Raw genomic sequence first — 13705 nt, 5'->3', positions numbered from 1 at the left:
GCCACGTGCGCAGCCGCCCATGGGGCGGCACCCCAGGTGTTGCGTGCCGTTCAATGAATGCTTGTGCGCTGCGCATAACCTGTGGGAATGCGTGCCAGCCGGAAAGCACGCCCGCGGTGCGCCCGGCCCCTCTACAGTGCCGCGCCATGCGTTTGTGGAGCCCCCGATGCGAGTGATCACCGAGGCCGAAGTCGCGGCCCATCTCGACCCCGACAGTGCCGTGGCCGCGCTGCGCGCCGCCTTCGCCCAGCATGGCCGTGGCCAGGCCCAGGTGCTGGCCCGCCACCGCGCCACCGCCACGCGCGACGGCGCCTCGCTGGCGATCAGCGCGATGGGTGCCATCCTCGATGCCGAAGGCTCGCTGCCGGCGGTGCTGGGCACCAAGGTCTACTCGGCGCGCAACGGCAGGTACAACTTCCTTGTCAGCCTGTTCTCGGCCGACACCGGCGCGGCGTTGGCCACGCTGGAAGCCAACGAATTCACGCGGTTGCGCACGGCCGCGGCGAGCGCCGTGGCGGCCGACCTGCTGGCCCTGCCCGACGCAAGGACGCTGGCCGTCTTCGGCGCCGGCATCCAGGGGCGGGCGCATGCCGAGGCGCTGTGCCGGGTGCGGCGCTTCGAGCGCGTGCTGGTCTGCGCGCGCTCGGGGGCCGAGGCCTTCGCTGCCGAGCTGCAGGCGGCGCTCGGGCTGCCCGTGTTCGCGGTTGACGCGGCCACGGCGGCAGCCGAGGTGGACGTGATCGCCACCGCCACGCGCTCGGCCACGCCGCTGTTCGACGGCGCCCTCGTGAGGCCCGGCGCCTTCGTCGCGGCTGTCGGCTCCAGCACGAAGACGGCGCGCGAGCTGGACGACACGCTGCTGGGGCGCGCCGCCCTGGTGGCCGTCGAGTGGCGGACCGCCGCACAGCAGGAGGCCGGCGACATCGTGCTGGCCGCGCCCGGCGTCATCGCACCGGAGCGTCTCGCCGAGCTGGGCGAGCTGATCGTCAATCCGCGCCCGCGCGGGCCGCAGGACATCGTCGTCTACAAGAGCGTGGGCATCGGCCTGGAGGACGTGGCCCTGGCCCGCCTCGTCGCGCACCGGCTGGGGGTGTGCTGATGCGCATCGCCCTGCTCGCCGCCGCGCTGCTGCTGGCCGGCTGCGCCAGCACCCCGGTGCCCCATCCGGTGCAGGCTGCGCTCGACAAGGCCGGCCTGCCCGCCGACAGCCTGGGCTTCGTGCTGCAGCCGCTGGACGGCTCGCGGCCGGCGCTGCAGCGGCGCGCCGACGAGCCGATGTCGCCGGGATCGACGATGAAGCTCGTCACCGCCACCGTGGCGCTGGACAGGCTGGGCATCAACCACCGCGGCCGCACCGAGCTGCTGGCGGCGTCGGCTCCTGTCGGCGGGATCATCGACGGCCCGCTGATCCTGCGCGGCGGCGCCGACCCCGACCTCGACTGGCCGGCGCTGTGGTGGCTGCTGCGCCAGCTGCGCGAGAGCGGTGTGCGCGAGATCCGCGGCGGCCTCGTCGTGGACCGCACGCTGTTCAATCCCGTCCGCTTCGACGTCGGCCTGCCGCCCTTCGACGAGGCGCCCGAGTTCGCCTACAACGTCATCCCCGACGCCTTGCACCTCAACGGCAGCCTGCTCGACTTCGAGCTGCAGGCCACGCCCGGCGGCGTGGCGGCGCGCACGCTGCCGGCCCTGCCCGGGCTGGCGGTGGACGCGGGCGCGATGACGCTGTCCGCGCGGCCGTGCAAGGACTGGGACGAGGACTGGAAGCCCGCGCTCGTGCAGCCGGCGGGCGACGGCTGGCGGCTGTCGCTGCAGGGGGCTTTCCCGGCCGCTTGCCAGCAGCGTGCGCCGCTGCAGATCGTCGACCGCCAGTGGCTGGTGACGACGGCGTTGCGCCAGTTCTGGCGCGAGCTGGGCGGCAGCATCGGCCCGGGCGACATGCAGGCCGCCGCGCCGGCCGGTGCCGTCGTGCTGGCCAGCCACCGCGGCCGGCCGCTGGCCGAGGTGCTGCGCGGCGTCATGAAGCGCAGCGACAACGCGCTGACCCGGCTCATCTACCTGCAGCTCGGCGCCCAGGCCGCGCAGCCCGGCGAGCCGACGCTCGCCGCCGCCGAGCGCAGCGTGCGCGGCTGGTTCGCGGCGCATGGCCTGAGCGACGCCGGCCTGGTGCTGGACAACGGTTCGGGCCTGTCGCGCAGCGAGCGAATCAGCCCGGCCCAGCTCGCCGCCGTGCTGCGCGCCGGCCAGTCGGGTCCGCAGGCGCCGGAGCTGCTGGGAACGCTGCCCATCGCCGGCGTGGACGGCACGCTGACGCGTCGCCTCAAGGACGGCCCGGCCAGCGGGCAGGCGCGGCTCAAGACCGGCACGCTGCGCGATGCCGTTGGCCTCGCGGGCTTCGTGCCCGATGCGACAGGCCGGCCCTGGGTCTTCGTCGCCCTGCTCAACCATTCGGAGGCGGCGGCCAGGGGCCGGCCGGTGCTCGATGCACTGGTGAACTGGCTGGCGTTGCAGCGCTGACGGCGCGGCCTTGCGACCGCTGTCTCACGGCGGCGGCGACGCCAGGGACCGGGCCACGACCGCCTCGTTGCGGGCCATCACCGCCGACCAATCGAATTCCTGCCGCGCGCGCGCCAGCCCGTTGCGAGCCAGGCGGCTGGCCTGCGCAGGCGTGCTCAGCAGCGATCTGATCGCTGCGGCCAGCGCCTCGGCGTCGCCCGGAGTCACGAGCAAGCCGTTGTCGGCGTCACGCAGGACGCTCGGCGTTCCCCCGCTGGCGGTGGCCACCACGGGCACACCGGCGGCGTTGGCCTCGCACAGCACGCGGCCCATCGTCTCCACGTCGCGCGCACCGGCGTGGCGGCTCTCGTAGCTGGCCAACGCGAACACGTCGCTCGCCCAGTAGTAGCGGGCAATTCGCTCGTGCGGAACGCGGCCCTCGAAGCGCACTACGTCGCCCAGCCCAAGGCGCGCGGCACAGGCTTCGTACGCCCTGCGCCGGCGGCCGTCGCCAACGATCAACAGGCGAATCGCAGGGAAGCCAGGGCGCAAACGGGCCAGGGCATCGAGCAGCACTTCGACGCCCTTCTTCTCCACGAGCCGGCACACGGTCAGCACCACCTGCGCGTCTTCGGGCACGCCGAGTTCCGCACGCGCGGCAGCGCGCGCACAGGGGGGCGCGGTGAACTCGCCCGTGGCGACGCCGCCCGAGACCACCTCGATCCGCTCGCCTTCCACGCCGATCGCCCTGAGCAGGTTCGCCGTGTAGTCGCTGTTGGCCAGGATGCCGCTGTGGGCCCTCGCAGCGTGGCCCATCACGCGGTGGCGGCCTTCACGGAACAGGCGGTCAACCCAGTCGGGGTGCCTGCCGTGCTCCAGCCACCAGCTCAGCGCGCGCTGCATGGCCGCCGAGCCGATGACCCGGCTGCCCCATGGATAGGGATAGCCCAGCCAGGGCCGCAGCACATCGTTGCCTACCGAGCGACAGACGACCGGAACGCCGGCGCTTGAGCGCAGCAGGCCGTAGAACACGGTCGATGCGTAGATCGCATCGGGCTTGAACACGCGGATGCGCTCCAGCAGCAGTTCCTGGTTGTGCCAGTAGCCCAGGCGCGACAGCACACGATGCACCGCATGCGCGCAGCCGGCGTCGAAAGCCCGCGCGGCCTCGCCCAGGGCCGGGTCGGTCACGCGATAGGTCAGCACCTCCACGCAAGCGGCGTGACGCGCGAAGTGCGCGGCCAGATACCTGGCGTGCGTCTGCATGCCGCCGACGGCCGGCGGCCATTCGGTGAGGATGAGCAGCAGGCGGGGTCCGCTGGCGCGCATGCGGCAATATGGGGCTTGGCGTCGGGAAGACTTAGCCCACGGCCGGGCTCAGCAACCGCATCGTCCCCGCCTCCGCATCCATCTCGGCCGGCGCACCCACCGGTACCGTCAGCTTGCGCTTGATGTGGCCGATGGCCGCACCGCGGAACACGGGCACGCCCAGCGGCAGAAAGTAGTCGTCGAAGACCTCGTCCAGCGTCAGGCTGCCGTAGCCGTCACCGGGCTCGCACTTCGTGAAGCGGCCGAGCACGACGCCGGCGAGCTGGCTCAGGGCGCCCGTCAGCCGCAGCGTGGAGAGGCAGCGGTCGATGCGGTAGATGTATTCGTTGATGTCTTCCAGGAACAGGATGGCGCCGCGGCAGTCGGGGAAGTAGGGCGTGCCGGCCAGCGAGGCGAGTACGGTCAGGTTGCCGCCGACCAGCCGGCCCTGCGCGCGGCCGGCGCGGATCGTCGTGATGCGCTCTTCCCGCGCGACGAGGTCGTCCACCGGCTTGACCGCCGGGTTGCGCAGCACGGCCGCCTCGGCGTTCATCGCCACGGCCTTGAAGCTCTGCACCGAGTAGTCGTTCCACTCCGACACCGCCACCGGGCTATGGAAGGCGACGAGGCCGGTCTGGCGGTGGATGGCGTTGACGAGGCAGGTCAGGTCGCTGAAGCCGCCGAAGAACTTGGGCTTGCGGCGGATCAGGTCGTAGTCCAGCTTGTCGACGATGCGGTTGCAGCCCGAGCCGCCGGTCATCGCCAGGACGCCGGCCACCGAGTCGTCGGCAAACATGGCGTTCACGTCCGCGGCGCGCTGGGTGTCGGTGCCGGCGAAGGGCCCCCGCCGCGCGGCCACGAACTCGCCCGGCTTGACCTTGAAGCCCAGAGCCTGCAGGGCCTCGATGGCCATCTTCAGCGGCTCACGCTCGAAGGTGGCGTTGGCCGGGCTGACGAGGCCGAGGGTGTCGCCCGGGCGCAGGCGTGGCGCCAGCACGGCGCCGCCCGCGGCCGCGGCCGGGCGGGCGGCGGCCAGCAGGCCGGCGCTGGCGGCGCCGAAGTGCAGAAGTTGGCGGCGAGACGGAGTCATATCGTTTGCAAAGAGTGGGAAATGAGCTTGGCGCCGGATACTTGGTCGGGTGGAACCGTCGACGCTGCGCCGCATTGTGTTCGCCACGCGGGTGGTTGGCGCACTGCGCCGCCTGACGGCGCTCCTCGGGCTGTGGGCGGCGGCCATCGTCGCCCAGGCCCAGGCGGCGGACGCTGCGGCTTGCCCCGAGCGGCTGCGCATCGCCTTCCCCGAAGGCCCGGCCGAGCCCTTCATGCGGGGCCGGGGCGAGGATTTCGCGCATCCGCCGGGCCTGCTGGTGGACTGGATGCGCCGTGCCTTGCGCCAGCTGGGCTGCCTGGAGCGCGCCGAGATGCTGCGTCTGCCGCTGCGCCGCCTGCGCGCCATGATCGAGGCCGGACAGATCGACGTGGTGATCGGCGTGGGCGAGGGCGGGCCCATCGCGGCCCTGCTGGCCCTGCCGCCGCGCGAGGGGCGCCGCGGAGAATTCGATTTCAGCCTGGGCGTGGTCGAGTACGTGCTGTACGCGCGCAGCGGCAGCGGCATCGGCTGGGAAGGCCAGACGATCACCGGCCTGCCGACGGACGCGCGGGTCGGCGTCACGGCGGGCACGCGCACCGAGATGTTGGCCAGGGAGCGTGGCTGGCCGCTGGAGGCCGCGCCCAGCCATGAGAGCGCCCTTCTCAAGCTGGCGGCGGGCCGCACCCCGCTGCTGCTGATGCACAGCTATTTCGTCGATGACCGACTGCGGCGCGACGTGCAGCTGGCGCGCCAGATCGAGCGGCTGGCGCCGGCCGTGGAGCGGCGGCATCTCTTCGCGGGCGTGGCGCCGGCGCTGGCGCAGGGCGGCAAGGCCTTCGCGCTGCGGCTGTGGCGGGCCTTGTGCAAGGAGTCCGCTGCCGCGAAGGCGGACGGCGCCTGCCGGCTGCCGCCGGGTTAGGCCGGGGCCATCCTCGGAATGAGGATGGCGATGCTTCGCAGGATTGACGCTGCCGTGGCGGGCTGGCTATGTTGTTCGCTTCCTCGCGGAACGATCACAAGGAGACGCCCATGACCCGTGCCCTGCTCGGCTGGCTGCTGCCCCTCGCGGTGCTGGCAGGCTGCGTCAGCACCAGCCCCCAGGCCAGCCTGGATGACACCCGGAGCTGCACAGCCATGGTGGCCGGCGGCTTGCGCAAGGTGGCCGACGAGCGCGGCGAGCGCTTCAACGGCAAGGTGGGCGAGGACGTGGCCCGCTGCCGCGGCAGCGACCGCGCCGCGGCGTTTCGCCACACGCCCTATGTCGACTGGGCCAACTACTGGGCCACGGGAGACACGGCCTCGCTGCTGCCCGGCACGAGCGGCGTCGGCAGCCATCTCGGGGCGAACGGCCGCGGTGTGGATGGCGCGCTGCTGGACCTCGAATACCAGCGCATGGAGCTGATCAAGTTCAATCTCTTCGACAACTCCGGCAGCTTCGCCGACTACGCGCTGGGCCGCGACGGCGTGGCCGGCGCGGCCATCAAGACCTGGCCCTCGATGCGGCTGCCGGCCAGCTCGCCCTTCTACGCAGCCGTGGGCGGCGACGGCGCTCAGCTCTGTCAGGGCGAGCTGATCCGCTGGCGCCAGCTCGACGGCATCTGCAACGACATCCGCAACCCCCGGATGGGCTCGGCCGGCGCGCTGTTCGCGCGCAACGTGCAGTTCGAGGCCACCTATCCCGACATCAGCGACGACCAGCTCGCCCGCAACCGTCATGGCGACCGCCTCGCGCTGCTGCAGCCCGACCCGCAGCTCATCAGCCGCAAGCTCTTCACCCGTGCCCAGAGCGACCCGGCCAGGTGCCGCGACGGCCAGGGCCTGCCGGGCAACCCGGTGGACGCGAACTGCGACTACCAGAAGGCGCCGTTCTTCAATGTGCTGGCGGCCTTCTGGATCCAGTTCATGACGCATGACTGGTTCTCGCACATGGAGGAGGGCGCCAATGCGCCTCAGTGGATGGCCGTGGGCTGCTCCGGCGACGCGGCCAGGCTGGGTTGCCGGCCCGACGACCGCATCGACCGCGCCTTCGTGGCCGACGGCGGCGCTCCGCCGCGCTACGCCGCCGCCGATGGAGCCAAGCCTTTGGCGCGCGCCTTCCGCACCCATGCCAACAACAACACCGCCTGGTGGGATGCCTCGCAGATCTATGGCTACAACGCCGTCTCGCGCCAGCGCGTGAAGCGTGACCCGGCCGACCCGGCCCGGTTGCTGATGCCGGCCGGCACCCGCGCCGGTGCCGGCGAGGCCCTGGGCCAACTGCCGGTCTTTGCGGCCGGCGACCCCATCCTCCCGCAATGGGCCGGGCAGGGCGCGGCGGCCTTCCCGGACAACTGGAGCATCGGCGTCGGCTTCTACCAGACGGTGTTCTCGCGCGAGCACAACGCCTTCGTCGCCGAGTTCCGCCGCCGCGCCGCGGCCACACCCGACGGCGACTCCGGCCTGCGCGACCCCGCCCATCCGACGGCCGTGATCCGCTACCGCGATGTGTCGCCCGACGTGCTGTTCGAGGTGGGCCGCCTCGTCGTCGCCGCCGAGATCGCCAAGATCCACACCATCGAATGGACGACGCAGCTGCTCTACGACGAGCCGCTGTACCTGGGCATGAATGCCAACTGGGGTGGGCTGTTCGAAGGCCATCCCTTTGTCGAGAACGCCCTGGAAGCCATCGTCGTGCAGAACTTCGGCAAGAGCACCGACGCCAAGAAAGCTGGCCAGTGGTACTCGGCCCTGGCCTCGGGGCCGGGCATCTTCGGCCTGGGTGCGCAGGTCTACAAGGACGACCGCTTCTTCGCCCGCCACGACCCGAAGAAGGATGACATCTGGAACTTGGCCAACCCCGATCACGTGAACGGCGGCGTCAACCATTTCGGCTCGCCATTCAACTTCCCCGAGGAGTTCGTCAGCGTATACCGCTTGCATGCGCTGGTGCCCGACCTCATCGAGCTGCGCCACTGGGACCGCGACCCCAACCGCATCGCCGCCAAGGTGCCCGTCATCGAGACTTTCCGCGCCAAGGCCACGCCGGCGCTGGCCAACGAGGGTGTGGCGGACTGGGCCTTGTCCATGGGGCGCCAGCGCCTGGGTTTGCTGACGCTGGGCAACACGCCGGCCTTCCTGCAGAACCTGGCCATCCCGCGACTGCAGTCCGCCACCGGCAGGATCGACGTCGCCGCGCTAGACATCATCCGCGACCGCGAGCATGGCGTGCCGCGCTTCAACGAGTTCCGCCGCCAGTACGGCCTGCGCCAGCTAACCAGCTTCGACGACTTCATCGACGCGCGGCTGCCCCAAGGCTCGCCCGAACGCGCCCGCCAGCAGAGGGCCATAGCCGACCTGCGCAGCGTCTACGGCCAGCACACCTGCGATGCGAAGAAGGTCATCACCGCCGCGCAGAAGAACCCCGACGGCAGCCCTATCAACGACTGCCTGGGCAGGCCCGATGGCAGCGTGGTCGACAACATCGAGGACGTGGACACGGTGGTCGGCTGGCTGTCCGAGTTCACGCGGCCGCACGGCTACGCGATCTCGGAGACGCAGTTCCAGGTCTTCATCCTGAACGCCTCGCGCCGGCTCTTCAGCGACCGCTTCTTCACCAGCAGCTTCCGCCCCGAGTTCTACGGCCACCTCGGCATCGAATGGCTGATGAACAGCGGCCCGACGGGCAAGCAGTTCGAGGCCCGCGAGAGCAACGGCCATCGCATCGAGGTCTCGCCCTTCAAGCGCGTGCTGCTGCGCACCGTGCCCGAGCTCGGTGACGAACTCAGCCACGTCGTCAACGCCTTCGACCCCTGGGCACGCGACCGTGGCGAGTACTACGGTCTGGGCTGGCAGCCGCGCAAGGGGGCGGAGAGCGATCCGGCCTTCAAGCAGCCCTGAGGTGAAATCGGGGGCATGAGCTCAGACCTGCCCCCGCTGCCCACCCTGGCCCCCGGTCGCTACCGCCACTACAAGGGCGGCGAATACGAGGTGCTCGCCGTCGCCCGCCACAGCGAGACGCTGGAGGCGATGGTGGTCTACCGGCCGCTCTACAACGACAGCGGCTGGTGGATCCGGCCCTTCGAGATGTTCACCGGCAGCATCGTCGTCGATGGCGTCGAGCAGCGGCGCTTCGCGCCCGCTGGCTGAGGCGGGGCGAGTCGCCAGCGGGACAGCCGCTTGCATCGGCTGACCGGCAATAAGTCACGGGTGCCTGCCTGACAGAAGGCTGTCATCAGCTTTTCATCAGGATCTCGCGAATTAGGGTTTCTACGATGTTTGCATGGCCTGACCCCCCCTGAATGCGGGGTGCGATGGTTGTCCAAACCAAGCCGGAGACCTTGATTCATGAAGTGGTTCTATGACCTGAAGATCGCCACCAAGCTGGTGGGGTCCTTCGTTGCCGTGTTGTTGCTGACCGCCGGGCTCGGTGTGTTTGCCATCGTCGAGCTGGCCCGCGTGAATCAGACGGCCACCGACCTGGCCACCAACTGGATGCCGGCCATCAAGTCCGCCGGCGACATCCGCTACGGCCTGGCCCGCCTTCGGTCGTTTTCGCAGCAGCACGTGCTGGCCGACACGGCCGAGCTCAAGAAGGGCTACGAAGACACGATGACCGGCCTTATCGCCAAGCTGGACAAGGACCGCAAGACCTACGAGATCCTGGTGTCGGAGCCCGAGGAGAAGAAGGCTTACGCCGAGTTCTCCGAGCTGTACGCCAGCTACCTGGGCGTGCACCGGCAGTTGCTGGCCCTGTCCAGCGAGCACAGGAACGACGAGGCCATGGCGCTGATGCGCGGGGCGGCGAAGGACACCTTCCGGGCGATGGAGGCGCGCATCGAAGCGATCATCAAGGTCAACGAGGCTGGTGCCGACGAGGCCAACCGCCTGGGCGACACGCTGTATGCCAGCGCGCGCGGCTGGGTCATCGCCGTCATCGTCGGCTGCACGGCGCTGGGTCTGGCGCTGGCGCTGGTGGTGGCGCGGTTGATCTCGCGCTCGCTGCAGGAGGCCGTGGCCGTGGCCCGCAGCGTGGCCGCAGGCGACCTCACCCGCCGCATCGTCGTGCGCAGCTCGGACGAGACCGGCCAACTGCTGCAGGCCCTGCAGGACATGACCGGCAGCCTGACTCGCCTCATCGACCGCGTGCGCAACAGCTCGGACTCCATCGCCACCGGCTCGTCGCAGATCGCCTCGGGCAACGCCGACCTGTCGCAGCGCACCGAGGAGCAGGCGTCCAACCTGCAGCAGACGGCGGCGTCCATGGAGCAGCTGACCACCACCGTGCAGCAGAACGCCGACACGGCGCGCCAGGCCACGCAGCTGTCGGCCAGCGCCTCGGCCGTCGCCTCGCAGGGCGGCGAGGTGGTGGGTCAGGTCGTCGAGATGATGGGCCGCGTGTCGGCCAGCTCGAAGAGGATCGCCGACATCATCGGCACCATCGACGGCATCGCCTTCCAGACCAACATCCTGGCGCTGAACGCGGCCGTGGAGGCCGCGCGGGCCGGCGAGCAGGGCCGAGGCTTCGCCGTCGTGGCGTCCGAGGTGCGCGCGCTGGCCAGCCGCTCGGCCGAGGCGGCCAAGGAGATCAAGGTGCTCATCGGCCAGAGCGTCGAGACGGTGGAGCAGGGCAGCGGCCTGGTGGACGAGGCCGGCCGCACGATGGCCGAGATCCTGTCGCAGGTGAAGCGCGTCAGCGACCTGATGGGCGAGATCGGTGCGGCCAGCAACGAGCAGTCGCAGGGCATCGGCCAGGTTGGCGACGCCGTGCAGCAGCTCGACCAAGTCACGCAGCAGAACGCGGCGCTCGTGGAGGAAAGCGCGGCCGCGGCCGACAGCCTGAACCAGCAGGCCCGGTTGCTGACCGAGGCCGTGTCGGTGTTCCGCATCGACCACGCGCTGGTCGCCTGAGGCCGCCATGAACGACCAGACCGTGGCGCCAGCGCTAGCGCCGGGCGTTGCCGTGCCGGCCGAGTACCTGAGCTTTCGCCTCGGCGACGAGGAGTACGGCATCGGCATCGGCCAGGTGCGGGAGATCCGCTCCTACGAGCCGCCGGTGGGCATCGCCGGTGCGCCGGCCGCGCTGCGCGGCATGCTCGACCTGCGCGGCGCCGTTGCACCCCTCGTGGACCTGCGGGTAGCCTTCGGGCAGGCGGCGCCGTGCACGCCGCTGACCGGCGTCATCGTGCTCAACCTCGGCAGCCGCGTGGTGGGCCTCGTCGTGGACTCGGTGTCCGACGTGCTGGAGCTTGGCCCTCAGCACATCCGTCCCGCGCCGCGCCTGCGCAGCCCGGGTCTGGACACCGGCTTCGTGACCGGCATCGCCACGGTGCAGCGTCGCATGCTGATCCTGATGGACATCGAACGCCTGCTCGCCAACCCCGCGCTGGGGCTGGCGGGCACGCCGTGCAATTTGCCCTGAAGGGCGGGAATTTCCGCCATCGGGCAGCCGGGGGCGTCACTAGAGTGCGGCCAGGCACCCGCCGTCGCGGATGCGATGCGACGGGAGCACTTGACGCGCCATGGGCCTGGATCTGACGCCGGACGGCCTGCCCACCTGGCAGGGCGCGCCGCTGTTCCTGCCACCCAAGGAGAGCGCCGTGCTGGCGCTGATGATCCGCGCCCAGCCGCAGGCGGTCAGCAAGGCCGACATCATCGAGCAGGTCTGGGGCGGCTCGGCGGTGTCCGACGACAGTCTCACGCGCTGCATCAGTCAGCTGCGCCGCGCACTGCCGGGCGTGAGGATCGAGGCCGTCTACGGCTTCGGCTACCGGCTGGTGCAGCCGGAGCCCGTCGTTCACAACCGCATGCTGGCCGTGGTGAAGGCGCCGCCGGACGTCGTCGAAACCTATCTGCATGCCTGGGAACTGGCCCAGCACGGCACGCCGCGCGCCATGGGCCGGGCGCTGACCGTGCTGCGCGCCATCGTGGCCGAATATTCCGGCTACGCGCCTGCCCGCGTGTCGCTGGCTGCCACCATCGGTGCGGCCGTGGGCTGGGGCATGGCCGCGGAGCTGGGCGTGACGGTGGCCGAAGGCCAGGCGCAGCTGGACGCGGCGCAGCGCCACGACGCACGAGCCTGCGGCCTGCGCGCCGCGCGTGCCTGGCTGGCAGACATGGACTGGCGCTTCGACGATGCCGAGCAGCTCTTCCGGGCGGCCTACCGCGAGCAGCCGGATGACGCCGAGTTGCTGCCGCTGTTCGGCTGGCACTTGCTGGCCACCGGCCGCAGCGGCGAGGCCGCGGAAGTGCTGCAGCGCGCGGCGGCGCAGCGGCCCTTCGCCGTCTATCCGCGCGTGATGCTCTCGCGCGCCCTGAGCTACGACGGCCAGGCCGAGGCCGCACTGCGAGAGGCCGAGCGGGCCGAGCTGGACCACCCGGACAGTGTCATCGCCATCGGCCAGCGGCTGCTGCTGCGCGCGAGCCACCACCCGGGCCCCGAGCTGATCGCGCCGGCGCTGCGGCTGCTTGCGCGGGCCGATGTGCCGTCCTATGTGCGTGCCACCCAACCCTTCGTGCTCGCGCGCTGCGGCGAGATCGACCAGGCCAGGGCCGCGATCGACGCGATGCTTGCCGGCGAGCAGGCCGGAGCGCCCAGCAACGTGCTGCTGGCGCCGGCGTTGGTGCTGCTGGGCCAGCTGGATCGCGCCGTGGACCTGATCGACGCGGCGTTCCTGGCCCGCTGCGGGCTGCTGCTGCCGCTGCTGCTGAATGCGCCGCTGCAGCGGCTGCAGGCGCATCCACGCGTGCAGCGGCTGCAGGCGCAGTTCAGGTGGCGGGCCGCGGCCCAGGGCTGAGGGCTGGCCGCGCGCATCGGAAGCTGACAATCGCCGGCATGTATCGCCGAGGCCCCTCGACATGCGTGCCAGCCGCCTGCTGTCCATCCTGATCCTGCTGCAGCTGCGCCCGCAGATCACGGCGCCGGCGCTGGCGCGCGAGTTCGAGGTGTCGGTGCGCACCATCCTGCGCGACATCGACGAGCTCTCGGCCGCCGGCGTGCCGGTCTACGCCGAGCGCGGGCGCGGCGGCGGCTTCCGGTTGAAGGAAGGCTTCGCCACGCGGCTCAACGGCCTGTTGGGCGACGAGGCCCAGGCCTTGCCGCTGCTGGGACTGCCGGGTGCGGCCAGCGAGCTGGGTCTGGGCGCGGCGTCGCAACGGCTGCGGCTCAAGCTGCAGTCGGCCCTGCCGGGCGACACGGCCGCACTTGCCGGCCGGCTGCAGGCGCGGCTGCACGTCGACCCGCTGGACTGGTACCAGGGCGGCGAGCCGGCTGCGCACCTGCCGGCGCTGGCGCAGGCGGTGCTGGAGTGCCGACGCGTCGAGCTGGACTACCTGAGCTGGAAGGGCGAGCGACACTGGCAGGCCGAGCCGCTGGGCCTGGTGCTCAAGGGCGGCAGCTGGTATGCCGTCGCGCGGGCCGGCGCGCGCACGCTGACGCTGAAGGTCGGCAACATCCAGGCGCTCCGCGTGAGGCAAGAGAGCTTCGAGCGCCCCGAGGATTTCGAGCTGGCGGCCTGGTGGCAGGCGTCGCTGCAGCGCTTCGAGCGCGAGCTGCGGCCCGAGACGGCGCTGCTGCGCGTGACGGCCGAGGGGCGTCGGCGGCTGGCCGAGAAAGGCAGCTACGCCGCGCAGGCCGTCGCTGCGGCCGTGGCCGAGAAGCCGGCGGGCGAGCGGCGCTGGGCGCGCGTGAAGCTGCCCATCGAAGGCGTCGTGCAGGCCGCAAGGCTGGTGTTATCCCTCGCGCCCGAAGCCCAGGTGCTGGAGCCGGCTGCCGTGCGGGCGCAGCTGGCGGCCTGGGCCTGCGAGCTGGCGGCCGTGCATGACGGATGAGCCGCGCCC

At 71.5% G+C, this 13705-nt stretch carries 11 protein-coding genes; 9 read left to right on the top strand and 2 right to left on the bottom strand.

Going from position 1 to position 13705, the window contains the following annotated elements; translation table 11 throughout:
- The first annotated feature begins 166 nt into the window (after positions 1-166).
- The gene (locus AC07VX_RS11170) at positions 167-1099 is read left to right on the top strand and encodes an ornithine cyclodeaminase family protein (RefSeq protein ID WP_493164798.1); all 933 of its coding nucleotides are present in this window, start codon (positions 167-169) and stop codon (positions 1097-1099) included.
- Complete coding sequence (dacB, locus tag AC07VX_RS11165; RefSeq protein ID WP_493164797.1) at positions 1099-2514, top strand: D-alanyl-D-alanine carboxypeptidase/D-alanyl-D-alanine endopeptidase; 1416 nt, start codon at positions 1099-1101, stop codon at positions 2512-2514. The genes AC07VX_RS11170 and dacB overlap by 1 nt, the downstream gene beginning before the upstream one ends.
- 24 nt (positions 2515-2538) lie before the next feature.
- On the opposite strand, the gene AC07VX_RS11160 is transcribed toward dacB, so the two are convergent.
- Complete coding sequence (locus AC07VX_RS11160; RefSeq protein WP_493164796.1) at positions 2539-3822, bottom strand: glycosyltransferase family 4 protein; 1284 nt, start codon at positions 3820-3822, stop codon at positions 2539-2541.
- A gap of 31 nt (positions 3823-3853) precedes the next feature.
- Positions 3854-4891, bottom strand: a complete 1038-nt coding sequence (locus AC07VX_RS11155; protein ID WP_493164795.1) for a S66 peptidase family protein — start codon at positions 4889-4891, stop codon at positions 3854-3856.
- 49 nt (positions 4892-4940) lie between these two features.
- Between AC07VX_RS11155 and AC07VX_RS11150 the strand changes: the two genes are divergently transcribed.
- From AC07VX_RS11150 to AC07VX_RS11120, 7 genes are all read left to right on the top strand, one after another.
- Entirely contained in the window at positions 4941-5810 is an 870-nt protein-coding gene (locus tag AC07VX_RS11150) for a substrate-binding periplasmic protein (RefSeq protein ID WP_493164794.1), read from the top strand.
- Between the two features lie 110 nt (positions 5811-5920).
- Entirely contained in the window at positions 5921-8767 is a 2847-nt protein-coding gene (locus AC07VX_RS11145; protein WP_493164793.1) for a peroxidase family protein, read from the top strand.
- A 15-nt stretch (positions 8768-8782) separates the two neighbouring features.
- Positions 8783-9016, top strand: coding sequence for a DUF1653 domain-containing protein (locus AC07VX_RS11140; protein ID WP_493164792.1), 234 nt, complete (start codon positions 8783-8785; stop codon positions 9014-9016).
- A 198-nt stretch (positions 9017-9214) separates the two neighbouring features.
- The gene (locus AC07VX_RS11135; protein ID WP_493164791.1) at positions 9215-10777 is read left to right on the top strand and encodes a methyl-accepting chemotaxis protein; all 1563 of its coding nucleotides are present in this window, start codon (positions 9215-9217) and stop codon (positions 10775-10777) included.
- A gap of 7 nt (positions 10778-10784) precedes the next feature.
- Positions 10785-11288: a chemotaxis protein CheW gene (locus tag AC07VX_RS11130; protein WP_493164790.1), complete on the top strand. Its 504-nt coding sequence runs from the start codon at positions 10785-10787 to the stop codon at positions 11286-11288.
- Positions 11289-11388: 100 nt separating this feature from the next.
- Positions 11389-12663, top strand: coding sequence for a winged helix-turn-helix domain-containing protein (locus AC07VX_RS11125; protein ID WP_493164789.1), 1275 nt, complete (start codon positions 11389-11391; stop codon positions 12661-12663).
- Between the two features lie 61 nt (positions 12664-12724).
- Positions 12725-13696 (top strand): helix-turn-helix transcriptional regulator, encoded by a 972-nt coding sequence (locus tag AC07VX_RS11120; RefSeq protein WP_493164788.1) that lies wholly within the window; start codon positions 12725-12727, stop codon positions 13694-13696.
- Positions 13697-13705 lie beyond the last annotated feature (9 nt).

This window comes from Roseateles sp. GW821-FHT03B02, assembly GCF_059421025.1.
The sequence above is the reverse complement of the archived record's forward strand: the minus strand, read 5'-3'. Positions and strand labels throughout refer to the sequence as shown.